The organism is Blastococcus capsensis (assembly GCF_030165005.1).
In the GTDB taxonomy this organism is placed as follows: Bacteria; Actinomycetota; Actinomycetes; order Mycobacteriales; family Geodermatophilaceae; genus Blastococcus; species Blastococcus capsensis.
This window is the reverse complement of sequence record NZ_JASNNW010000013.1, coordinates 43,520-69,273: the sequence shown is the minus strand read 5'-3', so window position 1 is coordinate 69,273 and position 25,754 is coordinate 43,520. Positions and strand designations below refer to the sequence as shown.

Here is a 25,754-nt window from a genome sequence, read left to right as displayed (position 1 = left end):
GCAACGGGATCCGTCGCTCGAGGCCCTCCTCGGCGGCCCGCACCGAGGGCGGCACCCGCACGTCCTCCCACGGGGATCTAGGGTCCCGTGCGGAGCACTGTCACCATCCACACCACCGGGAGCACAGCGTGGCCCAGCAGAACGGCGCACCGCAGGACGGCGGGGACTTCCGCATCGAGCACGACTCCATGGGAGAGGTCCGTGTCCCCTCCTGGGCCAAGTGGCGGGCGCAGACCCAGCGCGCCGTCGAGAACTTCCCCATCTCCGGCACCCCGATCGAACGCGAGCTGATCGGTGCGCTGGCCGCCATCAAGGGCGCCGCTGCGGCCGTCAACGCCGATCTCGGCGTCCTCGACCGCGAGATCGCCGACGCGGTCACCGAGGCCGCCGGCAGCGTGGCGCGCGGCGACTGGGACGACCACTTCCCCATCGACGTCTTCCAGACCGGCTCGGGGACGTCGAGCAACATGAACACCAACGAGGTCATCGCCACCCTGGCCACCGAGGCCCTCGGCAAGCCGGTGCACCCGAACGACCACGTCAACGCCTCCCAGTCGTCGAACGACGTCTTCCCCTCGGCCATCCACATCGCCGCCACCCGGGCCGTCGTCGCCACCCTGGTGCCGGCGCTGCAGCACCTGGAGGCCTCCCTGGAGCGGAAGGCCGAGGAGTTCGCCGAGGTCGTGAAGAGCGGCCGCACCCATCTGATGGACGCCACCCCGGTCACCCTGGGCCAAGAGTTCGGCGGCTACGCCGCCGCGGTCCGGTACGGCGTCGAGCGGCTCCAGGCCTCCCTGCCCCGCATCGGCGAGCTCCCGCTCGGCGGCACCGCGGTCGGTACCGGCATCAACACCCCACCCGGGTTCGCCGCCGCGATCATCGAGAAGCTCGCGACGCAGATGGCGCTGCCGCTGTCGGAGGCGCGCGACCACTTCGAGGCGCAGAGCTCCCGCGACTCCCTCGTGGAGGCCTCGGGCCAGCTGAAGACGATCGCCGTCGGGCTGATCAAGATCGCCAACGACCTGCGGTGGATGGGCTCGGGCCCCCGCACCGGGCTGGGCGAGATCCAGCTGCCCGACCTGCAGCCGGGCAGCTCGATCATGCCCGGCAAGGTCAACCCGGTGATCCCGGAGGCGGTCATCCAGGTCGGCGCCCAGGTGATCGGCAACGACGCCGCGGTCACCTACGCCGGCACCACCGGCGTCTTCGAGCTCAACGTGACGCTGCCCCTGATGGCCCGCAACGTCCTGGAGTCGATCCGGCTGCTGGCCAACGTCAGCCGGCTGCTGGCCGACCGCTGCGTCGACGGCATCGTCGCCGACGTCGAGCAGTGCCGCACCTACGCGGAGTCCTCTCCCTCGATCGTCACCCCGCTGAACAAGTACATCGGCTACGAGGAGGCGGCCAAGGTGGCCAAGCAGTCGCTGGCCGAGCAGAAGACGATCCGCCAGGTGGTCGTGGAGCGTGGGTACGTCGAGCAGGGCAAGCTCACCGAGCAGCAGCTCGACGAGGCGCTCGACGTGCTGTCGATGACCCACCCGTGAGCCGTGGGGGGGGGGGCACCCATCGGTCTGCGCCCCCCCACGCCGCGCGACGGCGGGGCGCCAGACGGGGGCGGGGGCGGTCGGGTTGGGTGCTCACACCCCCCGGGGGGGGGGGGGGGCGCCCCCCCCCCGCGCCCCCCCCCCCCCCACGCCGCGCGACGTCGGGCCGCGATCCGGGCGCGGGGGCGCTAGCGTCGCCCCTGATGACTGAGACCCAGAGCGCCGCCGCAGCCGGCTCCGCCGACGTGGCCCTGCGCTACCCCGGCGGGGAGCTACCCCTGCCTGTCAAGAGCGGGACCGAGGGTTCCGACGGCCTCGACACGAGCAAGCTGCTGGCGACGACCGGCAAGGTCGCCCTCGACATCGGCTTCGTCAACACCGCGTCGTGCACCTCGGAGATCACCTACATCGACGGTGACGCCGGCATCCTGCGCTACCGCGGCTACCCCATCGACCAGCTCGCCGGGAAGTCCAGCTTCCTGGAGGTGAGTCACCTCCTGATCTACGGCGAACTGCCCACGGCCGATCAGCTGGGCGACTTCGACCAGCGGATCCGCCGGCACACGCTGCTCCACGAGGACCTGAAGTCGTTCTTCAACGGGTTCCCGCGCGACGCGCACCCCATGCCGGTGCTGTCTTCCGCGGTCAGCGCGCTGTCGACGTTCTACCAGGACTCGCTGGACCCTTTCGACGAGGAGCAGGTGGAGATGTCCACCCTGCGCCTGCTGGCGAAGCTGCCCACCATCGCGGCCTACGCCTACAAGAAGTCCGTCGGGCAGCCCTTCCTCTACCCGGACAACTCGCTGGGCCTGGTCGAGAACTTCCTGCGCATGACCTTCGGCTTCCCGGCCGAGCCGTACGAGGCCGACCCGGAGCTGGTCAAGGCGCTCGACATGCTCTTCGTCCTGCACGCCGACCACGAGCAGAACTGCTCGACGTCGACCGTCCGGCTGGTCGGCTCCTCGCACGCCAACCTCTTCGCCTCGGTCTCGGCCGGCATCAACGCGCTGTTCGGCCCGCTGCACGGCGGGGCCAACCAGTCGGTGCTGGAGATGCTCGAGGCCATCAAGGCCGACGGAGGCGACATCCCCCGCTTCGTCGAGCGGGTGAAGAACAAGGAGCCCGGCGTCAAGCTCATGGGCTTCGGCCACCGGGTCTACAAGAACTACGACCCGCGCGCGGCGATCGTGAAGTCCACCGCCGACACGGTGCTCGACAAGCTCGGCGGCAACAACGAGCTTCTCGACCTGGCCCGCCAGCTGGAGGGGATCGCCCTGGAGGACGACTTCTTCATCCAGCGCAAGCTCTACCCGAACGTCGACTTCTACACCGGCCTGATCTACCAGGCGATGGGCTTCCCGACGCGGATGTTCACCGTGCTCTTCGCCCTCGGCCGGCTGCCCGGGTGGATCGCCCAGTGGCGGGAGATGATCGCCGATCCCAGCACCAAGATCGGCCGTCCCCGGCAGATCTACACCGGTGCGACCGAGCGGGACTACGTCCCCGCCGACGCGCGCTGAGGAAGGACCCCGTCCTCGCCACCGCCGCACGCTCGCGGCGGTGGCCTGGACGGGGCCTCCGGGCCGGGTGGTCCTCCGGGTCACCCGGCCCGTTGCGTCCCCGTGCACGGTCCCTACGGTGGGTGGGCCCCCGTACTCGAGAGGACCACGCATGGCCGAGCCCCCCGGCGAGGACGTCCTCGTCCTGCCGCCCATGCCCCTGGCCACCGGTCAGCTGCTGGAGCCCGAGGGCGACGGCCCTCCCGTCCGGATCACCAAGCTGGAGTTCGTCATCTCCACCGAGGACGGCGACGAGCTGCGGATCCCGCTCGTGCACCGGCACGGCGCCTGGTGGGCACCCTGACCGGCCGTCCACCCCGGCCCTGAGCCCCGCCCCGCGGCCGCTACCGCGGGACGAACGCGAGCACCGCCCCACAGCGCGGCACCCACCACCCCACCCCGGCCCTCGCTGGTGACGAGGCCCGGACGACGGTCTCCCCGCACTCCCCCGAGGTTCACCCCACCCCGTACGGGTGATCCGTCCGAACCCGTTCTTCAAGCATTCCCGACGGCGTGTCGATGGATGTGTGCAAGCTCCTGACCACTTCGGCCCCAGGAGCCCCATCCGTTCCGACGACCACGCCCGGGGGACGCAGTGCCTGCATCGCGTACGCCCGCGCGTGCGGCCGTCCCCCGCAGGGCGGCCACCCCGCGTTCCGCACCGACCCGCGCCGCCGCCGGGCGCTCGGCGCCTCCCCGAGCCACGGCACGCAGCTCGAGCCGTCCGCCCCTGACCCCGGCGGAGGTCCTGGCCCTGCGCGAGGCCCTGGCCCTGCGCGAGGCCGCGGCTGCGCGTCCCGGCGTCACCGCCGAGCAGCTGGCCGCCGCCCGTGCGGCCGTGGCCGCCCGTGCCGGTGCAGAGCGCACTCCCCGGCGCGCCGGTGCGCGCGCCGCGACCGGTACGCGCCCGACGATCAGTACCCGCCCCACGACCGGCACGCGGGGCACGACCGGCGGCCGCTCGGCGGCCGGCCGCTCCGCGGTGCGGAGGGCACCGAGCCGTTTCCGGTCCAGCGACCGCCCCCGCACCCGCTGGTCGACCCGCCTGGGCGTCGTCGCCACCAACGCCCTCCTGCTGCCGGCCGTCCTGGCGCTCGCGCTCCCCGGCGCCCCGGCGCCCGAGGGCGCCGGTCCGTCGCTGGACCCGACCGCGCTGGCGCTCACCGCCCGCAGTTCCCTCCTCGAGCAGGCCGACCGCTACCACCGGCTGGCCCAGGTCGCCGACCAGCGGCGCACCCGGCTGGCCGACGCGCTCGCCGCCGAGCAGGCCGCCCGCGAGCAGCTGACCGTCCAGCAGCTCTCCGTGGGCACCGGCGCGGCGATGCTGTACCGGGCGACCGCAGCCACCCGCCATCCGCTGCTGGGCCTGGACGTCCACCGGGCCGGCGCCACGTCGGGCGTCCTGTACGCCCAGGCGCTGGCCGACCGCGCCGAGCAGGACCTGCAGGGCACCGTGGTCCGTGCCGAGCGCGACGCCCTCCGGCTGGAGGCCGCCACGCTGCGGGTCGCCGACGCCCGCGCCGCGCTGGCCACGGCGGAGCGGCGCGCGGGCGACGTGCTCGAGACGGTCCGCGCGAAGGTGGGCGACCTCCCACCGGAGATCTCCGGCCGGCTCGCCGGCCTGGCCACCATCCCGGCGGCCGGAGCGCAGCAGCAGCGCAACGCGGCCGCGACGCAGCGCTGGCAGGACTACCTGGGACGGCTGGCCGCCGCCGGTGTCGAACTGCCCCCCGCGGCGGCCCTCGCCGACCCGGCGGAGCTGCCGACCGGCATGTCCCCCGCGCTCGGTGCCGACGGGCGCCCGATCCCGGGCGTGGCGTGGGCCGTCGTCGGGAACGAGCCGGTCACCGTCCTGCCCGCCGAGACCGTGGCCGCGGTGAGCAACGCCCTGTCCCAGCTCGGCAAGCCCTTCGTCGCCGGCACGGCCGGACCGGAGACCTACGACTGCGGCGGGTTCACCGCCGGCACCTGGCTGCTGGCCGGGTACGCGCTGCCCGGTTCCCCCGAGGAGCAGTGGGCGGCCGGCGTCGCGGTGCCGGTGCGCGACCTCCAGGTGGGCGACCTGGTCTTCTCCCCCACCCGGCGGGACGTCGGCATCAACCTCGGCGAGGGCGACGTCATCGGCGCCTCCGCCGCGACCTACCAGGTGGGCGTCCGGTCGCTGTCCGCCGACGCCGTCGCCGTGCGGGTCCCCCTCGGGGCGTCCGCCGCGCCCAACCCGGCCCCGCCGACCGCCGCGGCCACCGGCCCCTGCGGCGCGCCCTTGCCCGAGCCGGGCCCGGTGCGGCCGGAGTGGGGCGGCTGGGCCAACGGCCACATCCCGGCCGGGGCACTGTGCAAGCTGGCGGTCGCCGGGCACGCGCTGCGCTGCGACGCCGCGGCGTCCTACGCCCAGCTGGACGTGGCCTACGCCGCGGAATTCGGCACCCCGCTGCGGATCACCGACTCCTACCGTCCGTTCGGCGCCCAGGTGGCGGCGTACTACCGCAAGCCGGCGCTGGCCGCCGTGCCCGGAACGTCCAACCACGGCTGGGCGCTGGCGATCGACCTGGGCGGCGGCGTCAACGTCGCCGGCAGCCCGCAGTGGACCTGGATGTCGGCCAACGCCGCGCGCTTCGGGTTCGTGCAGCCCGACTGGGCCGGACCCGGCGGTGAGAAGCCGGAGCCGTGGCACTGGGAGTACGGCTACATCAGCTGAGGAAAGGATCGCGGCCCGGGCATAGGAAGCTATGCATACGGAAGGCGGCCCGAAACCTCAGGCATAGGTTCCTATGCCTGAGGTCAATTCACGTCGCCTCGGGCGGGATCAGAGCCAGGGCAGGTCGACGACGCGACGCCAGGGCAGCGTCACGCTCGCTTCGCTGGCCTGACCGGCCAGCCGGCGAGCCACACCAGGACCGGCACAGGCCACCGGCCGGTGCGGCGTCACGACCACGTGCATGTCGGACAACGACAGCCCGACGGCGGCGATGCGGTGCAGCATCAGGTCCGGGGCGACCAGCGCGGACGACGCCAGAACCGGCACCCGGGGGTGCGACCACAGCGCCAGCGGCCCCTGCACGCGCAGGTCCATGGACACGTCGTGGGCCCGCCCGGTCGCCGCGGAGCGGGTCCGGTGCAGCTCGACGGTGCGCGCGGACGGGGACGGCGCCCACGGGACCGGGATCTCACCGCGTACGACCACCACGCCCCAGCCGATCGCGGTCTGCGCCGCATCGGACCAGTCGAGGACGGCGATGCCGGTGCCGGCTGCGGCGGCGTCGGTGACCGGTCGCCGGGCCACCCAGCTGCGCAGGGCGGCGGCGATGCCGGCGTCCGTGCCGGGTACCCCGGCCCGGCTCATGTCGTCGGCGAGGTCGGTGAGCGGGACGCGCAGGGTGCGTTCGTCCTCCTCGACGTGGAGCACGGTGCCCGCGCCGGGGCGACGCACCAGGCGCAGGTGCAGTCCGGGCGTGGCCAGCCGGGGCAGCAGCTCGGCGGCGACCTCGTGCAGATCGGCGACGTCGACCGCGGCGGCCCGGCGCCGGTGCAGGAAGCGGCCGGACGGTGCGGTGCCGAAGAGGGTGGTGGTCACCGGTGGCCCCCCGCACCGAGCAGCGTCCGCAGCGGGGTGGGCAGGCCCGGAAGGGTGTGGACGGCGGCCAGTTCGGCCGGGCTGAGCCGGACCGGGAGGACGTCGTCGTCCCAGCCGGTCGCCAGGCGGACCCGGGCCGTCGACGCCGGCCAGACCGCTTCACGAGCGGCCGCGACGTGCAGCTCGGTGAGCACGTCCTCCAGGTGGACGGCGGTCACCGGGTGCATCGAGCGGTCCTCCAGAGCGGTTCGCACCGTGGTGGCGAGGAGATCGCGGGCGGGCGCGTCGAGCCAGTGCGGGACCAGCGTCGGGGCGCCGGCGTCACCGGTGGGCAGTGCGGTCACTGGGCCTCACCCCGGTACCACGGTCCGGTCACCGGCCACGCCTGATGGGCGTGGCTGCGGATGCTCGGACGTGGCGTCACGAGGTGGATATCGGCAGGCGCGGATGCCGATCGACCCGTCAGCGCCGTCTTTTCCGAGATCGACCCGCGATCCGCGCGTGTCCGCCCTGGTGAGGGCATCGTGCCCTCCGCGCCACCGGACCGGGGGCGGGCATGCGGACGGCCGGGAACGGCGTGGTTCCGCAGGCCCCGGGTGGGGGGACGAGCGGGACCACGCCGATTTCGGAGAGGTACTCCATGGGGTCAGCTCTTGCGGTGTCGCCGCCGCGCTTGCGGCAGCGCCCCACCGCCGGAGCGGGGAAAGACCGCACGGGATGGACCGGGGGCTGCGGTCCCCCGCTACTCGGCGAGCTCGGCCAGGCGGTGCTTGAGCGCCTTCTCCACCCGGTCGGCGTAGACGTTCATGTTCCGCACCGAGGTGTTGAGATCGCTGGACAGCTGGGTCTTGGTCTGCCCACCCCAGGTGGTCAGGTACCAGGTGGCCCAGCCGAGCACGTTCGGCTGGCCGGCGCGCTGGTCGGGCCGCGCCGCCGGGTCCGGGGCGCAGGCCGCGGTGAGCGCGTGGGAGAGCAGGGTCTGCTCCGCCTCCCCCATGATCTCGTCGGGCGCCTCGGAGGAGTCCGGCAGGAGGATCTCGGTGACGTCGGGCGCGCCGTCGAGCGACTGCAGGTTGCGCAGGCCGTTGAGGGTGGCGACCGTCTGGGAGTTGCGGCGCAGCGTGGCGACGCTCTGGCCCATGTAGGCGGCCAGCTCCTTCTCGCTGGGCCGGCGCTGGTGCTCGGCCATGAAGGAGGCGATCGCCTTCTGCTGCCTGTGCTCGGTGTCCGCTGCGGTGCGGCCGTGCGCGTTGCGGCCCAGGTCGTGCACCCACTTGGACAGCTGGGTGGCCAGGAAGGCACCGAAGGGGACCGACTTGGTCTCGTCGTACTGCGCCACGGCCTTGAGCACCCATTCGAAGACCTGCTGGCCGAGGTCGTCGGGGTCGGGCAGGTGCAGCCGGATCGTGCTCATGTTCCGCTGCAGCCGCTTGAGGCTGACCGGCCCGTAGTGCCGGCAGAGGTCGGCGAGGAAATCCGGCGGCAGGTCGCGCGGGGCGCGCCGCCGGACCTCGGTCTCGGCGCGCAGCCCCACGGTGGTGATCCCCTGGCCGGTGCACCACGCCTTGACCCAGTCCGCGAGCACCGCCGCAGAGCCGCAGGCACCGTCCACCCGGTAGAGGCCGTCACCCTGGTCGTAGCTGACGGTGACGCCGTCGGGCAGCGCCCGGCGGAAGTGGTCGAGCGGAAGTTCCCGGTCGACTCGGAAGTGCACCCGGTCGCGGGGGGTGATGGGCGCCAACGCCCATCCCTCGGCTTCGGGGATCCCGCCGAACACCAGGGGCTCTCGGCTGCGGATCCGGTCGTCGGCGGTCGGAGGAGTCGGGGACGAACTGCGGTCGGGCATCGGTACTCCAGGGCACTACGGGGAAGAAGAGGTGCCGATCGGGCCGGCACCGGCGTACCACTCGCCGACGCCGTCAGGCCGGGATGCGCTCCCCGGGACCGGGCAGCCGGGGGGACGGGACGGGCCAGGCCGGCGCCGGGGAGCCGGGAAGCGCGTCCAGGAGGTCGGCCGCCAGGGCATCGGCCCGGGCGGTGCCCGCGGCGGCGTGCTCCAGCAGCGTGGTGGCGGCGGCGCGCTCGGCGCCGCCGGGCTCGGCCGTGTAGACCGGCATGTGGTCGTAGAGCGAGGTGAAGATCGCCGACACGAACGCGTAGGCGGCCTGCGCCTGCGACGAGAACTTGGCGACGGCCGTGCGGGGACCGAGGTCGACACCGACGGTCACCCGGACCACGCGGTCGTCCTTGCTCAGCCCCGTGACGGCGAAGACCACCTCGTCGTGCTCGGCGGCCAGCGTCGCGAGCGCCGCGAGGCACTTGCGGGTCGCGCCGCGGCGCGGCCGCAGCTGCACGTGGACCACCACGGACTCCGACTCGCCGGCCTGGTCGCCGGCCACCGAAGTGGTGAATGCGTTGCGTGCCATCTTGATCGCCCCCTGTCACTTGCTTGGGGAGAAATCTGCCGCATGCACGCAGCGAACGCGGGACACAACTCGCCGTGTCCGCGCAGTTGTCAGAGGAAATGTTCGGCAACAGTTGCCTGTGTTGCGCCCTGCCTGCCCCTCGGAGCCGTCAGATTGGCACCGTCTGCCGAGCGCACCCCCCTTGTCACCGTAGAGTTCTGTCAGTCTCCCGGGCGCGCCGCCGGCACGGTGCCGTCCTCGGGAGCTCCCGGGCCCTCGACGCCGGCCCCGACCGCCTCGGACCCGGACACCGCGGTCGGCGCGAACGCCGCCAGCGCCCCGAGCGTGTCGGCCGTGACCTGAGCGGCGAGGAGGTTGGCCTCCGCGATCTGCCGGTAGACCTCCTCGCGGTGAATGGCGACCTCGCGAGGGGCCTTGAAGCCCAGCCGGACGGTGCCGCCGCGAACCTCGACGACATGGATCTCGATGTCGTCGCCGATGCGGATCGTCTCGCCGACGCTGCGCGTGAGTGTGAGCACGGATACCCCTCCATGGGTGTGTGATGGCCGTCCTGGCATGCCCGCCGGAAGGCGGGCGTCGGCAGCCGCGTACCGACGCGGCCCCTGAGGTTATCGGCGCAGACGCCGCCGAAGGGGATGAGCTCCGTCGCTCTGGACGACCTGCCGGGCGCGTCCCGTCGCGGGGGCGACCACGACCGGCGCGCGCAGGTTGGCCGTCGCCTCGGCGACGTCGCCGTCGGGCACGCTGACCAGGCAGAACACCCGGGCGTCGGCCACGTCGACCAGTCCGAGCTCGACGCGCACCGCCGCCGGGACCACGGGCGCGTACCCGGGGAAGAACGCCCGGGCCGGCACCGCGAGGAACCGCGGCCCGTCGAGGGCGACCGACTGGAGCCAGAACAGCAGCCCGGCGGTGTCCCCGGCGACCAGGACGTAGTCCCGGTGGCCGGGGAAGCCCGGCAGTGGCTCGGCGAAGGACAGCACCTGGACCGGGGGTGGAGCCGGTGCCGTCGGCGTCGAGGCCGGCGCCGGGCCTGCGGTGAGGGTGGCCATCAGCGCAGGTAGTCGAGCAGCGTCGGTGTGATGGCCTTGGCGGTCGCCGCCAGCGCCGACTCGTAGGCCGTCTGCTGCATCTGCAGTCGCATGATCGTGTTCGGCAGGTCGATGTCCTCGACCTCGGCCAGCCGTGTCTGCAGGCTGATCCCCTGGTCGGTGGTGATCTGGCTCTCGCGGTCGATCCGCGCCGAGCGGGCGCCGACGTCGGCGACGGCCGACACCATCGACTGCATGATCCCGTCCAGCTTGGCGAGATCCTGCTCGAGCGCCGCCGGGTCGGCCGTCAGGTTGCCGGCGATCTGACCGACGAGTGCGAACAGATCGCCGTCGGCCGGATTACCGAAGGCTTCGGGCCCGCTGATGTCGACCCGGACCTCCTCGGTCTGCGACACCCGCCGGAGCACGTCCGTCCCCGTGGTGCCGAGGTACGCGCCGGTGGTGGAGTCGTAGGCCCGCTGGCCGGTGGTGATCCCACCGAACAGGGGGCGGCCGCCGATCGTGGTGTTCGCCAGCCCGAGCAGGCTCTCCCGCAGCGAGGCGGTCTCGGTGGCCAGCGCCTGACGGGCGGTGGCGGACATGGCACCGGTGTTGGAGCCCTGCACCGTGAGGTCCCGGACCTTGCGGGTCACGTCCATCATCTGCTGCAGGGTGGAGTCGGTCTGGTTCAGCCAGCTCTGCCCGTCGGAGATGTTGCGCGCGTACTGCGCGACCGCCTCCTGGTCCGCCCGCGTCTGCATGGCGCGGTTGGTGCCGGTCGGCGAGTCCGACGGGGCGCTGAGCATCCGCCCGGACGTGAGCTGCTGCTGCAACTTGCCCAGGGCGTCCAGGTTCTGGTTGAGCCCCTGGAGGCTGGTGAGCGCGACGGCGCGCTGGGTGATCCGCATGGCGATCAGCGCCCGACCAGGCCGGTGCGGTTGATCAGCACGTCGAGCGCCTCGTCGATCGCGGTGATCATGCGGCCGGCGGCCGCGTAGGCGTGCTGGTACGAGAGCATGTTGGTGAGTTCCTCGTCGAGGTTGACGCCGGCGACCGAGTCGCGCGCCGCGTCCACCGTGGTCGTGATGCTGGTCTGGATGTCGAGATTGCGCTGGGACACCGCCGACTGGACGCCGAGCTCGACGATCATCGTGCGGTACGTCGCATCGACGCCGGTGGCCGAGTTCGCCAGCTGGGCGATCTTGTCGGCGTTCCCGCGGTCGAGGTTGGGGGCGCCCGGCCCGATCGACGACGCGGCGATGCGCTTGGTGTCGGTGGTCAGGACCGAGATCGTCGAAGCGGTGATCGGACCGCCCGACGAGCCGAGGATCGCCGTCCCCGGGTCGCCGTACAGGTCGAAGCCCCCGGCGTGCGTGTCGTTGAGCGCCGTCGCCAGGCTCGTGGCGATGCCGTCGAGCTGACCGCGGTACCCCGGGATGATCGTGTTCAGGGCGTTGAGCTGCCCGGCCGCCGTCCCGCCGGGGCGCACGGTGAACGCACCGACCGCGGTCACGATGCGCAGCGGGTCACCGGCCGCGGTGTCGGGGTCGGTGGAGCCGGCTAGGGCGAACTTCGTCGCCGAGCCGGCGGAGACCAGCGACATCCCGCCGACGACGACGTCGAGGACGCCGTCCTTGCCGTGCCGGACGGTGGCGCCCACCTGGTCGGCCAGCTTCATGATCAGCAGGTCGCGCTGGTCGGCGAGGTCGTTGCTCGGCAGGTCGCTCTGGGTGGCCCGCTGGATGGCCACGTTCAGCGAGGCGATGTTCTCGGCGGCGGCGTTGACGTCATCGACCAGGACGGCGAGGTTCTCCCGCGTCTGGGCCCACTGGCCGCCGAGCTGGTCCTGGCTGAAGTGCAGGCCCCCGACGAGGGTCTCCAGCCGCTTGAGCACCTGGCCCCGGGCGGCGGGGTCATCGGGCGAGTTGGCGACCTCCTGCCAGCCGCTCCACACCTCCGAGAGCATCTTCTGGATGCCGGTGTCGCCCGGCTCCCGGAAGGCCTGCTCGACCAGCTCGAGCGCGTCGGTCTCGGCGACCAGCTGGGCGTTGTTGGCGTGTTCCGTGTGCCCGCGTCCCTCGAGGAACGAGTCGCGGATGCGCATGACGTCGTCGGCGCTGACGCCCTGGCCGATGCCCGAGCTCGTCGAGAAGAAGGCCGGCACGGTGCTGCCGCTGATGGCCGCGAGGTCGACCCGCTGTCGGGAGTAGCCGTCGGTGTTGGCGTTGGCGATGTTCTGGCCGGTGACGTCGAGTCCGCGGCGCTGCGCCCACAGGGCGGTCGTCGCCGTGTTCAGGCCGGAAAAAGTACTCACTTGGACTCCTCGCTGGCGCTCGTCGTCTGCGTTCGCAGGGCTCCGTTGCACATCGGTGAGCTCGCGAGCTCGCTCACAGTGCACCGTCCAGGGTGACGGCGCGGTGGCTGCCGTCGGAGTGGCGGCCGGTCGAGCCGTAGGTGCCGGCCGACGGGGTGCGCACCTGCAGCAGGGCGTCGCCGATGGCGGCCAGGCCGCCCTCGATCAGCTCCCGGTTGGCGTCGGAGAGGCTGCGCAGCTCGGTGACCAGCACGAGCAGGGACTCGTGGTGCTTGGCGTAGAGGTCGTTCCACGGAGCGGGGGCGGCTTCGGCCACCTGCCGCAGCGAGGGGTCGGATTCGATGCCCAGCCCCTGGGCCAGCATCTCGGTCGCCGCCGCCCGTTCCACCTCCAGGGTGCGCAGCTGGTCGAGGACCACCTCGATCTCATGGGCGATCCGCTGCAGCCAGCGGGTCTTCCCGGTGAGGATCAGGTACTGCTTCTCCTCGGCCTTGAACAGGAGCAGGTCGAGGAGCTCCTGCTCCCGCCACAGCAACGTCGACAGGTGCTGGTAGTCCACGTGTCCACCGCCTTCCGTCGTCTCGCTCGTCCGTGGGCTCGTCATCAGGCTCCCGGTCGGGCCGGGCCGGGTGCCCCGGACGACCGCCGTCGAGGGCTGCCATCGGCACTCGATCGAGGGGGATCAAGCCGAAGCGCGGAACTGGCACTCAAGTGCGGGAGGATTCCTGCCGACCGGTGGTGCCGACTTCCCCGTCGCCCGCCGAGAGATACGGACGTGACCCCAGTCCGTGCCCTCGCGACCGAGCGACCCCTGCCGAACCGGTCCGCGCATGACCGGCCGTTGCACGAACGCCCCCGGAGCGGCCGGGTACCGCATCCGGTCAAGGGCCGTTCCCAGCAGGAGGTCGACGCGCTGGTGACCGAGCACCTGCCGCTCGCCGCCTTCGCCGTGAACGCCGTGGCCTCGCGCATCTCGCTGCCGAGCCACGTCAGCCGGGAAGACCTGCTGTCCTGCGCCCACGTGGCGCTGGTGGAGGTGGCCCGGCGATTCGATCCGACCGCCGGAGCATCCTTCGCCACCTACGCCCTGGCCCGGCTGCAGGGCGCGGTCCTCGACGAACTGCGCTCCGGTGACTGGGCGAGCCGTTCGGTGCGGGCCGCTGCCCGGCGCACCGACGCCGCCGCCGACGCGCTGACCATCAGCCTGGGCCGGCCGCCCACGCGCGAGGAGCTGGCCACGAGCCTGGGCATCGCCCGCAGCGAGCTCGACCACCTCCAGGTGGACGTCCACCGCGCGGTCATGGTGAGCATCGATGCGGAGGCCGGACCCGACGGCACCTCCCTCGACCTGCCGGACACCGGCGAGTCACCCGAGCGCGCGATGCTCCGCGGCGAGCGGGCCCGGCACCTGCACGAGGCGATCCGGGCGCTGCCCGACCGGATGGACGAGGTCATCGAGCGCAATTTCTTCGGTGATGAATCACTGACCGACATCGCGGAGGACCTCGGGGTCACCCTCTCCCGTGTGTCGCAGATGCGTGCGCGGGCACTGACCCTGCTGCACGCCGCGATGGGTGAGACCTGGGAAGGCACGTCGGTACCGGTAACCGGAGGTGTCCGGGCCCGCAACCAGCAGCGAAGCTACCTGGAGCGGCTCACCGGGCGGACGACGTCGGGGGCGCCGGCCGCTCCCCCGTGTCCGCCGTCGCGAGCCGGCATGTGGGTCACGCCTGACCGCGCGACCGCTGCCCGGCCGGCCTGAACGAGCGCCCAGGAAAAAAGACTCCGCTTCGCCTCAAGTCACGGCGGCGTCAGGCCGTAATCAACTCTGCGACACCAGCACGGCCCGCAGCACGGATGCAGCGGGAACCCCCCAGTACGACCCCGTCCAAGGAGGAACACCATGGGTCTGCGCATCAACCAGAACATCGCGGCTCTCAACGCGCACCGCAACCTGTCCGTCACCGACGGCCAGATGAGCAAGTCGCTGGAGAAGCTCTCCTCCGGCTTCCGCATCAACCGCGCCGCCGACGACGCGGCCGGGCTCGCCATCTCGGAGGGCCTGCGCTCGCAGATCGGTGGCCTGAAGGTCGCCGTCCGCAACACCCAGGACGGCATCTCCGTCGTGCAGACCGCTGAAGGTGCGCTCACCGAGACGCACAGCATCCTCCAGCGCATGCGCGACCTGTCGGTGCAGGCCTCCAGCGGGGGCAGCCTGAACGACGACGCGAAGAAGAACATCCAGTCGGAGATCGGGCAGCTGCAGTCGGAGCTGACCCGCATCGCCGAGACGACGACCTTCAACGGCACGAAGCTCCTGGACGGTTCCTACAAGGGCAACTTCCAGGTCGGCGCCAACGCCGGCGAGTCGATCTCGGTGGTCGTGGGCACCAGCACCAGCGCCCGCGGCCTGGGCGTCAACGCCCTCGACGTGACCGTCGCGGACCCGACCGGCGGCACCACCGGCGCCGTCGTCAACGGTGACGGCGCCGCGGTGCTCGAGTCGGTCACCGCGACCGGCGAGATCGGTGCCGGGACGTTCAACGGCAAGATCACCTGGGAGGGCAAGACGGTCGACCTGACCGGCATCAGCCAGACCGAGACCGACGCCGCCAAGGTCACCGCCATCAAGGAGAAGGTGGCCGACGCCCTCGGCCTGGACGCCGCCCAGGTGACCTACACCGCGGGCAGCGCCACGGCGGCAGGCACCCTGGCGGTCTCCTCGGCCGCGGGTGACTTCGCCAACAAGAACACGGCGTTCACCGCGCAGACCGGCGCGGAGAAGGCGATCGTCTCGCTGGACAAGGCGATCAAGTCCATCTCCACCACCCGCGCCGACCTGGGTGCCATCCAGAACCGGTTCGACCACACCATCAACAACCTGTCGGTGGCCGTGGAGAACCTGTCTGCCTCGGAGAGCCGGATCCGCGACGCCGACATGGCCCAGGAGATGGTGCAGTTCACCCGCAACCAGATCCTGTCGCAGGCCGGCACCGCGATGCTCGCGCAGGCCAACCAGGCCTCGCAGGGCGTCCTCTCCCTGCTCCGCTGATCCCTGGCGAGCAGCTGAGGAAGTAGCACCTCAGCACCACCCGGTGAGGGGGGAGGCCACCCGGCCTCCCCCCTCACTGGCACCCGGACCATCCCACCCAGACCCAGAGCCCGGAGGCACGGAACATGACGATGAGCATCGGCGGCCTGGTCTCCGGGATGGACACCGCGTCCCTGATCAGCCAGCTGATCCAGGCCGAGGCCGCCCCCCAGGCGGCGCTGAAGACCCGGCTGTCCCTCGCCGAAGCCGCCGCGTCGGCCTACCGCTCGGTCAACTCCCGGTTCGACGCCCTCCGCACCGCGGCGGAGGCCGTGCTGAAGCCGGAGACGTGGACCGCGGTGAAGGCAACCAGCACCGCCACGAACGTCGCCGCCTCCGCCACCGCCGGCGCTCCGACGGGCTCGCTCACCTTCGACGTCACGAACACCGCGACGACGCACTCCATCGTCTCCGGTGGCAACTGGACGGCGACGACCGACCTCTACGGGATGACCTCACCGATCGAGGTCCGCGCCACCGACGGCACCGTGAAGGGCACGATCACCGTAGGCGGGGACGGCACCCTGGCCGACGCGGTCACCGCCATCAACGCCAGCGAGTTCGGGCTCGGCGCCACCGCCGTCAAGGGATCCGACGGCAAGTACCGCCTGCAGGTCACCGCCAAGACCACCGGCGCGGCCGCCGGGTTCGACCTGGGGACCGCCGGCACGTTCGCGGTGTCCACCCAGGGACTCGACGCCAAGCTGACGATCGGCAGCGGCACCACCGCCTACGACGTCGTCTCCTCGACCAACACCTTCGCCGACGTGATGAGCGGCGTGACGATCACCGTCAGCAAGCCGGAGACCGCGGTCACCGTGCAGGTCGCCGCCGACCCCGGCGCGGCCGGGAAAGCGATGCAGTCGCTCGTCGACGCCGCCAACCGCGCGCTGAGCGGCATCAAGGCGAACACCGACCCCAAGGGTGGCACCACCTCGACGCTCAAGGGCGACAGCGCGCTCCGGGCCCTCAGCGGCCGGGTCCTCGACGCGGTGTCCTTCGCCGTGGGCGCCGACGGCTCGCCGGCCACGATCGGGCTCCAGCTGAACAAGGACGGCACCATCGCGTTCGATGCGGCGAAGTTCACCGCTGCGCTGGCCGACCAGCCGGCGCTGGCGCAGCGGCTGGGTGCCGGCGGTGCCGCCGGGCCCGGCGCCGACGGCATCAGCGGAAACGCCGACGACGTCGTGCCGGGTGTCGCCCAGCGGCTGCTCGACATCGCCACGACGGCCTCCGACACCACCACCGGCTCGCTCGTCCTGCTCGCCAAGGGCCGCGACAGCCAGGCCGAGGACATCCAGGACAAGATCGAGGCCTGGGACCTGCGCCTGGTCAAGCGCAGGGAGATCCTCACCCGTCAGTTCACCGCCATGGAGACCGCGCTGAGCTCGCTGCAGCAGCAGTCCTCCTGGCTGGCCGGGCAGATCGCCTCGCTGCCGTCCTACTCCTGACCCCCCGCTCCACAGAACCCCTTCCCGCTCCAGGAGACCTCTCGATGAGTGCCGCATCCCTCCGCGCCCGCTACCTCGGCGACGCCGTCGCGACGAGCTCGCCGCAGCAGGTGCTGGTCATGCTCTACGACCGGCTGGCCCTCGACCTGGAGCGGGCTCAGCACGCCGTGGCAACGGGCGACCGGCAAGAAGTCAGCGAGCAGCTGCAGCACGCCCAGGCGATCGTCTACGAGCTGCTCGCCAGCCTGCGGGTCGACGCCTGGGAGGGCGGCCCCCGGCTCGCCTCCCTCTACAACTGGCTGATCAGCGAGCTGGTGCAGGCCAACGTCAAGCTGGACGGCAATCGCATCTCCTCCTGCCGCCAGGTGGTGGAGCCGCTGCGCGACGCGTGGCGCCAGGCGACCACCTCCCTGGCCGGCTCTGTCTCGTGAGCGGCATCCCGCCGGTGGCCGGCTCGGCCACCGCGGGCTTCGGCCACAACCCCCACCCGGACAGCGGCACGGCTGCCGACGGACACGACCGCCGGCGGACGGCGGCGCGCTGGCAGACGACCCTCGACGAGCTCGAGGGCGACGTGCTGGAGGCCCAGACCGCCCTCGCGCGTGGCCGCGCCGAAGAGATCGCCGTGTGGGGTCGACGCACCGGGGACTGGGTGCCGCCGGCGGACCTCGGTCCGATCCCGGCGGACCTGCGGGAGCGCGCCGCCCAGCTGCTGCAGCACCAGCTGGCCGTCGCAGAGCAACTGGTCGAGCGGATCCTGCAGTCGCAACGCCAGCGCGATGTCGCCGCCCGCATGTCCTACGCGCCCAGCCGGCCCGTCGCCTCCTTCGTCGACCGAGCCCTGTAGAGACGTCCCCGGCTCGTGCGCTCCCGGCCCTCCGTCACGGAGGGACCGGGAGCGCTGTCGTTTCCGGCCGGCAGGACCTCGGTGCTCCGACCGAGCCGCCACCTTCGCCCCGGGGTCGCCGTCCTCATGGTGCAGGGCGAGGGCGGCGACCCGACGGTGCGGACGGCGGACGGCGGACGGCGGGCCGGTGCCGGCCGCCCCACCCACAGGGCGCAGCGTGGGCCACCGCCCGTGGAGCCACACGAGTCACAGAAGGCCCATCGGGCACCGGGATGCTCCTCCCGTCCCAGACGTCACCCGTGTGACGGACCGACGGTCAACCGACGATCGCCCGGTGCCGATGGAATACGTGCACGGAGAGCACCACCATCGCCACGGATCGGCGACCCCGCACTCGCTCGCGAGTGCTTCTTCCGCCTATCCGGAGGTCGAACGTGTCCTGCTCCACCTGTCGGCGAGCCGCCCCATGATCAGCGACACCACCATGACGGTCCTGCACTCGGCTCTCGCCGGGCTCGCGCAGCGGCAGCGGGTCACCGCCGACAACATCGCCAACGTCAACACTCCCGGCTTCCTGGCCGGGCGGACGGACTTCGAGACGTCGCTGCGCGGGGCCGTCAGAAGCGGGTCGACGCCGGCGATTACCGGCGGCACCACCGTCCGCTCGCTCGAGCCGACCAACACCAATGGCAACAACGTCAACCTGGACGCGGAGACGGTCATCGCCACCGAGACCGGCCTCCGCTACCAGCTGGCACTCAACGCGCTCGACGGCAAGTACAACTCGATGCGCACGGCCCTGAGGACGTCCTGACCATGAGCGTGTTCCAGGCCCTGAGCATCTCCCAGTCCGGGCTGATGACGCACCGGAAGTGGCTCGACGCCGCTGCCGACAACATCGCGAACATCAACACGGTGCGGCGCACCGACGAGGACGCCTTCCAGGCGCGGCTGGTCGTCGCCCAGGCGGTCGACTACGGCACCGGCGAGGGCGGCGTCCGCGTCGCCCGGGCGGAGTTCGGCGACCCCGAGGGCCGGCTGGTCTACGAGCCGAACCACCCGCTGGCCGACGACGAGGGCTACGTGAAGTACCCCGACATCGACCTCGGCGACCAGATGACCCACATGATGATGGCGCAGCGCGGCTACCAGGCGAACCTCGCCGTCGTCGAGCGGGCCACCAGCGCCTACCAGGCCGCGCTGCAGCTCGGGAAGCGCTGATGACCATCCCGCTCGGCGGCATCCCGCCGGTCGGCATCGGTGCGGTCACCGGAGTCGCCGGCAGCACCCGCGGCACTCCGGCCACCGAGGGAGCCGACGGCTTCGCCGCCGTCCTCGCCGCCACCTTCGACAAGCTCCAGGCCACCCAGTCGGCGACCTCGGACCTGGCCGTCCAGGCCGCCACCGGTGACCTGAAGGACGTGCACGACTACATGATCGCCAGCGCTGAGTCCGGCCTGGCGACCGAGATGGTCGTGACGATCAAGAACCAGGCCGTCGCGGCCTTCAACGAGATCATGAGGATGCAGATCTGATGACGTCGGCACTCGCCGGGACGCTGGAGCGGGCCCGCTCCACGTTCGACACGATCAGCCTGGGGCAGAAGGTCGTCATCGGCCTCCTGCTGGCCGGGCTGACCCTCGGCGGGTTCTTCTTCTACAGCTGGATCACCACGCCGACCCAGGCCCCGCTGTTCTCCAACCTGGCCGCCTCCGACGCCTCCGCGATCGTCGAGGAGCTGAACGCCCAGGGCGTCTCCTACGAGCTCGCCGACGGCGGCAGCACGATCATGGTGGCCAAGGACAAGGTGTACGACCTGAGGCTGGCCATGAGCGGCAAGGGTCTGCCGGCCGGCCAGGACACCGGCTACGCCCTCCTCGACAAGCAGGGCATCACCACCAGCGAGTTCCAGCAGCAGGTGACCTACCAGCGGGCGCTGGAGGGCGAGCTGGCCAACACGCTCGAGTCGCTGGCGGGCGTCAACTCCGCCGTCGTGCACGTGGCGCTGCCCGAGGACGAGGTGTTCGTGACCGACAAGGCCGAACCCACCGCATCGGTGCTGCTCGACCTGACTCCCGGCACGGCGCTGTCCGGCGAGCAGATCCAGGCGGTCACCAACCTGGTCTCGTCCAGCATCCAGGACATGGACCCCGACCAGGTCACCGTCGCGGACGCCACCGGCCAGGTGCTCTCCTCCCCCGGGCAGGGCATCACCGCCGCGGCCGGCGACGCCCGCTCGCAGGTGGAGCAGGAGTACGAGAACCGGCTCGCCGCCAACGCCCAGAAGATCCTCGACCAGGTCGTCGGCACCGGGAACGCCGTCGTGTCGGTCCGTGCCGACGTCGACCTCAACCAGCGCAACACCACCACCGAGACCTACGACTTCCAGGAGGGCACGCCGCCCATCTCGGAGCAGACGACCACCGAGACCTACGAGGGTGGCGGCGCTCCGGTCGGCGGGATCCTCGGCCCGGAGAACATGCCCGACGCCGCCGAGAACGCCGGTGGCGGGGAGTCGAACTACGAGAAGGAGTCCACGACGGCCAACAACGCCGTCGGGAAGACCGTCGAGGTGACCGAGGGGGCCCCGGGGGCGCTGCGACGACTCACCGTCTCGGTCGTCATGGACGACGCCGTCGCCGGCAACCTCAACCAGCAGCAGATGACCGACCTCATGACCAACGCCGTCGGCCTGGACCAGGCGCGGGGTGACGAGATCACCGTCGCCGCGATGCCGTTCGACGACGCCGCGGCCGAGAACGCCGCCGCGGCGATGGAGGCGGCGCGCGAGGCCGAGGCCGCCGAGCAGATGTGGTCGATGATCCGCACCGGCGGCATCGCCGCGGGCATCGCGCTGGTCGTCCTGATCGTCTGGCTGCGCTCGCGCCGCCGGGAGGACGTCGAGGAGGACTACGAGCCGCTCGAGCTCGACGACGACATGCTCGCCGAGCTGGACCGCCTGCGGGTGGCCAGCGTCCGGCAGGAGGTCCCGCTCACCCCATCGGAGCTCGAGCTCGAAGCCGCCGAGAGGGCCAAGGTCCGGGGGGAGATCTCGACGATGGTCAGCGAGCGTCCCGACGAGGTCGCGGCCATGCTGCGCGGCTGGCTGAGCGAGACGAGATCATGACTCTCGCGAGCATCCCGACCATGCCCGGCGCGGTCGTCGCCACTCCCGCGAAGCCCGAGCTGCCCGGCCTGCGAAAGGCAGCCGTCTTCCTCGCCCAGATGAGCAAGGAGGAGGCCGGCGTGCTGCTGGCCCAGCTGCGGCCGCGCGAGGTCGAGGCGATCACCCGCGAGCTGATGAAGCTCGGTTCGGTGGAGCTCGGCGACGTCGACCACGTCATGCGCGAGTTCCACGGCCTGATGACCGCCCAGCAGTTCGTCGGCCGCGGCGGCGTCGACTTCGCCCGCGAGATCCTCGCCGCCGGCCTCGGCCAGGACAAGGCCGAGGGCATCCTGTCCCGGCTCAACGTCGTCTACACCGAGGTGCCGTTCGCCTCGCTGCGCAACGCCGACGTCCGCCAGCTGGTCACCTTCCTCAAGGACGAGCACCCGCAGGTCATCGCGCTCGTGCTCGCCCACCTGACGGCGGCCCAGTCCGCCGAGGTGCTGTCGGGCTTCGCGCCCGAGCAGCAGGCCGAGGTCGCGCACCGCATCGCCACCATGGATCGCACGTCCCCGGAGATGGTGCGCCTCGTCGAGGAGGAGCTCGGCCGCCGGATGGGCTCGATCCTGGCTCACCAGGACATGACCACCGTCGGCGGTGTCGAGACCCTCGTCGAGATCATCAACCGCTCCCCCCGGCCGACGGAGCGCTCGATCCTCGAGTGGCTGGACAGCACCGACCCCGAGCTGGCCGACCAGGTCCGTTCGCAGATGTTCGTCTTCGAGGACATCGTCACCATCGACGACCGTTCGCTGCAGCTCGTGCTGCGCGAGGTGGAGGCCAACGACCTGGCCACCGCGCTCAAGGGTGTGCGCCCCGACGTGCAGGACAAGATCCGCCGCAACCTCTCCGAGCGCGCCGCCGAGAACCTCACCGAGGAGATCGAGCTGCTCGGCCCGGTGCGCACCCGCACCGTCGAGGAGGCGCAGGCGAAGGTGGTCGCGGTCATCCGCACCCTCGAGGAGCAGGGTGTGCTGACCATCAACCGAGGTGGGGACGATGACTTCGTCTCCTGAGCGGTCGCCGCGCGACGACAGCCTCGGGAGCATCGCAGCGAGGAACGAGCGAGGAGCGGACCGAGGCGCGGAGTCGCGCCAGTGGGCGCCGCGCGACGACAGCCTCGGGAGCATCGCAGCGAGGAACGAGCGAGGAGCGGACCGAGGCGCGGAGTCGCGCCAGTGGGCGCCGCGGGAAGGAGCCGTCCTGCGCGGCGGCTCGGCCGCGCAGGCCCGGCCGTACCGGGAGGTCATGGCCGAGCGCGCGCTGACGCCGGCCGCCGCGGTACCGGTGGCCCGCGGGGCCGTCGAGGAGCTGCCGGTCGCGGCGGATCGCGCCGCCCCGTCTCCGGCGGCGTCGGCACCCGTCCCGGCGCAGCCCTCCCCCGTGGAGCGACGCACCTCGGTGCGGCGCGCCGAGGACCGTCCGATCGCCGGGGGCAAGCCCTCGTTCCGGCTCGGCGACGTCTACGCCGAGGAGCTGGCGCGGCTCCGTGCGCAGGCCCGCGCCGAGGGCTTCGCCACCGGCCACGCCGAAGGTCTGCTCGCCGCCGAGGCCGTCGTCGCCGAGGCCGAGCGGGACGCGCAGCAGCGGCTCGCCGAGGTGCAGGCCCGCTGGGAGCGCCGGCTGGTCTCGGCCACCGCTGCCCTGGGCGCGGCCGCGCGGCAGCTCGAGGAGACCGCCCGACCGGTCGCCGACGACATCCGCGAGTCGATCGTCGGCACCGTCGTCACCCTGGTGGAGGACATCCTCGGCCGCGAGCTCGCGCTCGCCGACGACCCGGCCATGGACGCCGTCCGGCGGGCGCTGACCTTCTGCCCCGCCGACGCTCCGGCCCTCGTCCGGCTGCACCCCGACGACCTGGCGGAGGTGCCCGCCGAGGCGCTCGCCGAGCTGCCCGACACCGTGCGCGTCATCGGCGACCCGTCGGTGGAGCGGGCCGGCGCGATCGCCGAGTCCGGGCCGCGCCGCATCGACGCCCAGCTCGGCACCGCCCTCGAGCGCGTCCAGGCGGTGCTGGGTTCATGACCGTTCCCGCCACCGTCCTCGAGCGCGCCCGCGCCGCCGCGCGTCCCCAGGTGACCGGCGTCGTCACCGGCGCCATGGGCCTGACGCTGAGCGTCGACGGCGTGAGCGCCGCCGTCGGTGACCTGGTGGAGGTCAACCCCACCGGGAAGCCGCTGCTGGCCGAGGTCGTCGCGGTGGGCCGGGACCGGCTCACCTGCATGCCGCTCGGCGGCCTGTCCGGCGTGCACGCCGGCGCACCGGTCCGCGCGACGGGGCGCCCGCTGCAGGTCCCCGTGGGCGAGGCACTGCTGGGCCGCGTGCTCGACGGGCTCGGCCGTCCGGTCGACGGCGGACCGCCGCTGGGCGGCCTGGCCTCCTGGGTGGACCTGGAGACACGGACGCCGCACGCCCTCTCGCGCGCCCGGGTGGCCGAGCCGCTGACCTTCGGGGTCCGCGCGCTGGACACCCTGGTGCCCTGCGGCAAGGGGCAGCGCCTGGGCATCTTCGCCGGATCCGGCGTCGGCAAGTCCAGCCTGCTCGCCCAGATCACCCGCGGCACCGACGCCGACGTGCGGGTCATCGGGCTGATCGGCGAGCGTGGTCGCGAGGTGCGCGAGTTCCTCGAGGAGAATCTCGGCGCGGAGGGGATGGCGCGCACCGTCGTCGTCGTCGCCACGTCCGACGAGCCGCCGCTGGTGCGGCTGAAGGCGGCCTTCGTGGCCACCCGCATCGCCGAGTCGTTCCGCGACGAGGGCCGCGACGTCCTGCTGCTCATGGACTCGATCACCCGCACCGCGATGGCCCAGCGCGAGGTCGGCCTGTCGGCGGGCGAGCCGCCGGCGACACGCGGCTACCCGCCGAGCGTCTTCGCGATGATGCCGCAGCTGCTGGAGAAGGCCGGGACCGGCGTCACCGGCTCCATCACCGGCCTGTACACCGTGCTGGTGGAGGGCGACGACCACAACGAGCCGATCGCCGACACCGCCCGCTCGATCCTCGACGGGCACGTCGTGCTCACCCGCAAGCTCGCCACGACCGGCCACTTCCCGGCCATCGACGTGCTGGAGTCCATCTCCCGCGTCGCCGGCGCGGTCGTGCCGCCGGCGCAGATGGCCGACGCGCGCGAGATCCGCCGGCTCATGGGTGCGCTGCGCGACGTCCGGGAGCTGATCGAGATCGGCGCCTACCAGGCCGGCAGCGACCCGCTGGTGGACCGCGCGCGCCTACTGGCCCCGCAGATCGACGCGTTCCTGCAGCAGCCGATGGGTGAGTCGACGTCCGCTCCCGAGGCGTGGGCGTGGCTGCAGCGGATCGTGAGGGCCGCGTGAAGCGCGCGGCCTTCCGGCTGCAGCCGGTCCTCGAGCTGCGCCGCACCGAGGAGCGCGCCGCGGCCGCCGCGGCCGCCGCGGCCGCGAACGCCGCCGCCGACGCCGGCCGGCGGGCCGCCGAGCAGGAGGCGGCGCTGGCCGGCGCGGTGCTGCCGCCGTCGCTGCCCGCGGGCTCGTTCGTGGCGGCGATGGTGCTGCTGCGCACCGCCGCCACCGACGCCGCCGACGCGCGGGCGATGGCCATCGCGTCGGCCGAGCAGGCCGAGGCCGTGCGGGCGGAGTGGACTGCGGCCGCCCAGCGCACCAAGGGACTCGAGCGGCTCGCCGAGCGGCACCGGCATGCACTGCAGCAGGCCGCCGACGTCGCCGAGGAGCGGGCGGCCGACGACCTCGTGACCGGCCGGGCCGTCCGGGCCGCCGGCCTCAGGGGGCCGGCGTGGACGGACTGAGCGCGGTGCAGGCCCGGATCACCGAGATCCAGGCCCGCTTCCAGCCGGTGGCCGCGGCGTCCACCAGTTCGGCGGGCTGGGCCTCGGCCGCCCGCGCCGCCGGTCTGACGGGCAGCGCCTCGGTGGACACCTGGTCGGCCGCCGGTGGCAGCGCGTCGGAGAGCGCGGTGGTCAGCGAGGCGCAGAAGTACCTCGGCGTCCCCTACCTGTGGGGCGGTACCGATCCCAGCAAGGGCCTGGACTGCTCCGGCTTCACGAAGCTGGTCTACGGAAACCTGGGCATCGAGCTGCCCCGCACCTCCTCGCAGCAGGCCACCGCCGGCACGGCCGTGGCCTCCCTCGCCACCGCCCGCCCCGGTGACCTGGTCTTCTTCGACCACTCCTCCTCGCGCGCGGGCATCGATCACGTCGGCATCTACATCGGCAACGGCCAGATGGTCGCCGCTCCGCAGGCCGGCGAGTCGGTGAAGGTGCAGGCGGTGGGCAGCCCGACGCTGATCCGCCGGGTCCTCCCCGAGGCGACCGCCGCGACGACCGCCCCCGCGGTCGGGGGCGGTCGCCTGGCCGGGGTGCCGTACGCGGACCTGTTCACCCGCTCCGCCTCCAAGCACGGGATGGACCCCTCGCTGCTCGCCGCGGTCGCCGAGCAGGAGTCCGGCTTCGACTCCTCGGCGGTCTCCCCGGCCGGCGCGCAGGGCCTCATGCAGTTCATGCCGGCCACCGCGAAGGGCCTGGGCGTCAACGCGCTCGACCCGGGGGCGGCGATCGACGGCGCGGCGAAGTACCTCAGCAGCCTGACCAAGCAGTTCGGCTCGACCGAGCTGGCACTGGCGGCCTACAACGCCGGGCCCGGAACGGTCAGCCGCTACGGGGGCATCCCGCCCTACCCCGAGACCCAGAACTACGTCCGTTCCGTGATGAGCAAGGCAGAGGCCTACAGATGACCGAGCTCGCGAGGTCAGCGAGAGAC

27 protein-coding genes are annotated in these 25,754 nt (G+C 72.7%); 18 read left to right on the top strand and 9 right to left on the bottom strand.

Features of this window, described 5'->3' with window-relative positions:
- Positions 1 to 128: 128 nt before the first annotated feature.
- From QOZ86_RS13075 to QOZ86_RS13060, 4 genes are all read left to right on the top strand, one after another.
- The gene (locus tag QOZ86_RS13075; RefSeq protein ID WP_284492408.1) at positions 129 to 1,544 is read left to right on the top strand and encodes a class II fumarate hydratase; all 1,416 of its coding nucleotides are present in this window, start codon (positions 129 to 131) and stop codon (positions 1,542 to 1,544) included.
- A gap of 203 nt (positions 1,545 to 1,747) precedes the next feature.
- Positions 1,748 to 3,064 (top strand): citrate synthase, encoded by a 1,317-nt coding sequence (locus tag QOZ86_RS13070; RefSeq protein WP_284492407.1) that lies wholly within the window; start codon positions 1,748 to 1,750, stop codon positions 3,062 to 3,064.
- Between the two features lie 151 nt (positions 3,065 to 3,215).
- Positions 3,216 to 3,407, top strand: a complete 192-nt coding sequence (locus QOZ86_RS13065) for a hypothetical protein (RefSeq protein WP_014374721.1) — start codon at positions 3,216 to 3,218, stop codon at positions 3,405 to 3,407.
- A 291-nt stretch (positions 3,408 to 3,698) separates the two neighbouring features.
- A complete protein-coding gene (locus QOZ86_RS13060) occupies positions 3,699 to 5,801 on the top strand; it encodes an NlpC/P60 family protein (RefSeq protein ID WP_284492406.1) in 2,103 nt (700 codons plus the stop codon).
- 108 nt (positions 5,802 to 5,909) lie between these two features.
- On the opposite strand, the gene QOZ86_RS13055 is transcribed toward QOZ86_RS13060, so the two are convergent.
- From QOZ86_RS13055 to QOZ86_RS13015, 9 genes are all read right to left on the bottom strand, one after another.
- Entirely contained in the window at positions 5,910 to 6,677 is a 768-nt protein-coding gene (locus QOZ86_RS13055) for a hypothetical protein (RefSeq protein ID WP_284492405.1), read from the bottom strand.
- Positions 6,674 to 7,021 carry a hypothetical protein gene (locus QOZ86_RS13050; RefSeq protein WP_284492404.1) on the bottom strand — a complete coding sequence of 116 codons (348 nt, stop codon included), beginning with the start codon at positions 7,019 to 7,021 and terminating at the stop codon, positions 6,674 to 6,676. The genes QOZ86_RS13055 and QOZ86_RS13050 overlap by 4 nt, the downstream gene beginning before the upstream one ends.
- 398 nt (positions 7,022 to 7,419) lie before the next feature.
- Positions 7,420 to 8,523, bottom strand: coding sequence for a sigma-70 family RNA polymerase sigma factor (locus tag QOZ86_RS13045; RefSeq protein WP_284492403.1), 1,104 nt, complete (start codon positions 8,521 to 8,523; stop codon positions 7,420 to 7,422).
- Positions 8,524 to 8,596: 73 nt separating this feature from the next.
- Entirely contained in the window at positions 8,597 to 9,103 is a 507-nt protein-coding gene (locus tag QOZ86_RS13040; protein WP_284492402.1) for a hypothetical protein, read from the bottom strand.
- Positions 9,104 to 9,303: 200 nt separating this feature from the next.
- Positions 9,304 to 9,621, bottom strand: a complete 318-nt coding sequence (gene csrA / locus QOZ86_RS21205; RefSeq protein WP_284492401.1) for a carbon storage regulator CsrA — start codon at positions 9,619 to 9,621, stop codon at positions 9,304 to 9,306.
- Positions 9,622 to 9,711: 90 nt separating this feature from the next.
- Positions 9,712 to 10,155, bottom strand: a complete 444-nt coding sequence (fliW, locus tag QOZ86_RS13030) for a flagellar assembly protein FliW (RefSeq protein ID WP_284492400.1) — start codon at positions 10,153 to 10,155, stop codon at positions 9,712 to 9,714.
- Entirely contained in the window at positions 10,155 to 11,042 is an 888-nt protein-coding gene (gene flgL, locus QOZ86_RS13025; RefSeq protein ID WP_284492399.1) for a flagellar hook-associated protein FlgL, read from the bottom strand. Before flgL ends, fliW begins: the two co-directional genes overlap by 1 nt.
- 5 nt (positions 11,043 to 11,047) lie before the next feature.
- Positions 11,048 to 12,448, bottom strand: coding sequence for a flagellar hook-associated protein FlgK (gene flgK / locus QOZ86_RS13020; RefSeq protein ID WP_284492398.1), 1,401 nt, complete (start codon positions 12,446 to 12,448; stop codon positions 11,048 to 11,050).
- A 73-nt stretch (positions 12,449 to 12,521) separates the two neighbouring features.
- Positions 12,522 to 13,007 carry a flagellar protein FlgN gene (locus tag QOZ86_RS13015; protein ID WP_284492397.1) on the bottom strand — a complete coding sequence of 162 codons (486 nt, stop codon included), beginning with the start codon at positions 13,005 to 13,007 and terminating at the stop codon, positions 12,522 to 12,524.
- Positions 13,008 to 13,223: 216 nt separating this feature from the next.
- Here QOZ86_RS13015 and QOZ86_RS13010 point away from each other — a divergent pair, with 216 nt between their 5' ends.
- The 14 genes from QOZ86_RS13010 to QOZ86_RS12945 all read left to right on the top strand — a co-directional run bounded on the left by QOZ86_RS13010 (position 13,224) and on the right by QOZ86_RS12945 (position 25,728).
- The gene (locus QOZ86_RS13010; RefSeq protein ID WP_284492396.1) at positions 13,224 to 14,210 is read left to right on the top strand and encodes a sigma-70 family RNA polymerase sigma factor; all 987 of its coding nucleotides are present in this window, start codon (positions 13,224 to 13,226) and stop codon (positions 14,208 to 14,210) included.
- Positions 14,211 to 14,351: 141 nt separating this feature from the next.
- A complete protein-coding gene (locus QOZ86_RS13005; RefSeq protein WP_284492395.1) occupies positions 14,352 to 15,500 on the top strand; it encodes a flagellin N-terminal helical domain-containing protein in 1,149 nt (382 codons plus the stop codon).
- A 125-nt stretch (positions 15,501 to 15,625) separates the two neighbouring features.
- The gene (gene fliD / locus QOZ86_RS13000) at positions 15,626 to 16,990 is read left to right on the top strand and encodes a flagellar filament capping protein FliD (RefSeq protein WP_284492394.1); all 1,365 of its coding nucleotides are present in this window, start codon (positions 15,626 to 15,628) and stop codon (positions 16,988 to 16,990) included.
- Positions 16,991 to 17,034: 44 nt separating this feature from the next.
- Complete coding sequence (gene fliS, locus QOZ86_RS12995) at positions 17,035 to 17,421, top strand: flagellar export chaperone FliS (RefSeq protein WP_284492393.1); 387 nt, start codon at positions 17,035 to 17,037, stop codon at positions 17,419 to 17,421.
- Positions 17,418 to 17,837, top strand: a complete 420-nt coding sequence (locus QOZ86_RS12990; RefSeq protein ID WP_284492392.1) for a hypothetical protein — start codon at positions 17,418 to 17,420, stop codon at positions 17,835 to 17,837. The genes fliS and QOZ86_RS12990 overlap by 4 nt, the downstream gene beginning before the upstream one ends.
- Positions 17,838 to 18,303: 466 nt before the next feature.
- The gene (locus QOZ86_RS12985; protein ID WP_284492391.1) at positions 18,304 to 18,651 is read left to right on the top strand and encodes a flagellar basal body rod protein FlgB; all 348 of its coding nucleotides are present in this window, start codon (positions 18,304 to 18,306) and stop codon (positions 18,649 to 18,651) included.
- Between the two features lie 2 nt (positions 18,652 to 18,653).
- A complete protein-coding gene (gene flgC / locus QOZ86_RS12980; protein ID WP_284492390.1) occupies positions 18,654 to 19,058 on the top strand; it encodes a flagellar basal body rod protein FlgC in 405 nt (134 codons plus the stop codon).
- Positions 19,058 to 19,372: a flagellar hook-basal body complex protein FliE gene (fliE, locus tag QOZ86_RS12975; protein ID WP_284492389.1), complete on the top strand. Its 315-nt coding sequence runs from the start codon at positions 19,058 to 19,060 to the stop codon at positions 19,370 to 19,372. The genes flgC and fliE overlap by 1 nt, the downstream gene beginning before the upstream one ends.
- Positions 19,372 to 20,964 carry a flagellar basal-body MS-ring/collar protein FliF gene (fliF, locus tag QOZ86_RS12970; RefSeq protein WP_284492388.1) on the top strand — a complete coding sequence of 531 codons (1,593 nt, stop codon included), beginning with the start codon at positions 19,372 to 19,374 and terminating at the stop codon, positions 20,962 to 20,964. Before fliE ends, fliF begins: the two co-directional genes overlap by 1 nt.
- Positions 20,961 to 22,019: a flagellar motor switch protein FliG gene (gene fliG / locus QOZ86_RS12965; RefSeq protein WP_284492387.1), complete on the top strand. Its 1,059-nt coding sequence runs from the start codon at positions 20,961 to 20,963 to the stop codon at positions 22,017 to 22,019. The genes fliF and fliG overlap by 4 nt, the downstream gene beginning before the upstream one ends.
- Complete coding sequence (locus QOZ86_RS12960; protein WP_284492386.1) at positions 22,003 to 23,028, top strand: FliH/SctL family protein; 1,026 nt, start codon at positions 22,003 to 22,005, stop codon at positions 23,026 to 23,028. The genes fliG and QOZ86_RS12960 overlap by 17 nt, the downstream gene beginning before the upstream one ends.
- Entirely contained in the window at positions 23,025 to 24,335 is a 1,311-nt protein-coding gene (locus tag QOZ86_RS12955; RefSeq protein WP_284492385.1) for a FliI/YscN family ATPase, read from the top strand. The genes QOZ86_RS12960 and QOZ86_RS12955 overlap by 4 nt, the downstream gene beginning before the upstream one ends.
- Positions 24,332 to 24,784, top strand: coding sequence for a flagellar export protein FliJ (locus tag QOZ86_RS12950; RefSeq protein WP_284492384.1), 453 nt, complete (start codon positions 24,332 to 24,334; stop codon positions 24,782 to 24,784). The genes QOZ86_RS12955 and QOZ86_RS12950 overlap by 4 nt, the downstream gene beginning before the upstream one ends.
- Complete coding sequence (locus QOZ86_RS12945; RefSeq protein ID WP_284492383.1) at positions 24,772 to 25,728, top strand: transglycosylase SLT domain-containing protein; 957 nt, start codon at positions 24,772 to 24,774, stop codon at positions 25,726 to 25,728. Before QOZ86_RS12950 ends, QOZ86_RS12945 begins: the two co-directional genes overlap by 13 nt.
- Positions 25,729 to 25,754: the final 26 nt, after the last annotated feature.

What these genes read in the sequence shown, in the direction of transcription:
- QOZ86_RS12955 (WP_284492385.1), top strand. Translation starts at nt 23,025, where the DNA reads ATGACCGTTCCCGCCACCGTCCTCGAGCGCGCCCGCGCCGCCGCGCGT.
- flgC (WP_284492390.1), top strand. Translation starts at nt 18,654, where the DNA reads ATGAGCGTGTTCCAGGCCCTGAGCATCTCCCAGTCCGGGCTGATGACG.
- fliG (WP_284492387.1), top strand. Translation starts at nt 20,961, where the DNA reads ATGACTCTCGCGAGCATCCCGACCATGCCCGGCGCGGTCGTCGCCACT.
- fliE (WP_284492389.1), top strand. Translation starts at nt 19,058, where the DNA reads ATGACCATCCCGCTCGGCGGCATCCCGCCGGTCGGCATCGGTGCGGTC.
- QOZ86_RS13065 (WP_014374721.1), top strand. Translation starts at nt 3,216, where the DNA reads ATGGCCGAGCCCCCCGGCGAGGACGTCCTCGTCCTGCCGCCCATGCCC.
- QOZ86_RS13005 (WP_284492395.1), top strand. Translation starts at nt 14,352, where the DNA reads ATGGGTCTGCGCATCAACCAGAACATCGCGGCTCTCAACGCGCACCGC.
- QOZ86_RS12960 (WP_284492386.1), top strand. Translation starts at nt 22,003, where the DNA reads ATGACTTCGTCTCCTGAGCGGTCGCCGCGCGACGACAGCCTCGGGAGC.
- fliF (WP_284492388.1), top strand. Translation starts at nt 19,372, where the DNA reads ATGACGTCGGCACTCGCCGGGACGCTGGAGCGGGCCCGCTCCACGTTC.
- QOZ86_RS13070 (WP_284492407.1), top strand. Translation starts at nt 1,748, where the DNA reads ATGACTGAGACCCAGAGCGCCGCCGCAGCCGGCTCCGCCGACGTGGCC.
- fliW (WP_284492400.1), bottom strand. Translation starts at nt 10,155, where the DNA reads ATGGCCACCCTCACCGCAGGCCCGGCGCCGGCCTCGACGCCGACGGCA.
- QOZ86_RS13045 (WP_284492403.1), bottom strand. Translation starts at nt 8,523, where the DNA reads ATGCCCGACCGCAGTTCGTCCCCGACTCCTCCGACCGCCGACGACCGG.
- QOZ86_RS13040 (WP_284492402.1), bottom strand. Translation starts at nt 9,103, where the DNA reads ATGGCACGCAACGCATTCACCACTTCGGTGGCCGGCGACCAGGCCGGC.
- flgL (WP_284492399.1), bottom strand. Translation starts at nt 11,042, where the DNA reads ATGCGGATCACCCAGCGCGCCGTCGCGCTCACCAGCCTCCAGGGGCTC.
- QOZ86_RS12985 (WP_284492391.1), top strand. Translation starts at nt 18,304, where the DNA reads ATGATCAGCGACACCACCATGACGGTCCTGCACTCGGCTCTCGCCGGG.
- fliD (WP_284492394.1), top strand. Translation starts at nt 15,626, where the DNA reads ATGACGATGAGCATCGGCGGCCTGGTCTCCGGGATGGACACCGCGTCC.
- fliS (WP_284492393.1), top strand. Translation starts at nt 17,035, where the DNA reads ATGAGTGCCGCATCCCTCCGCGCCCGCTACCTCGGCGACGCCGTCGCG.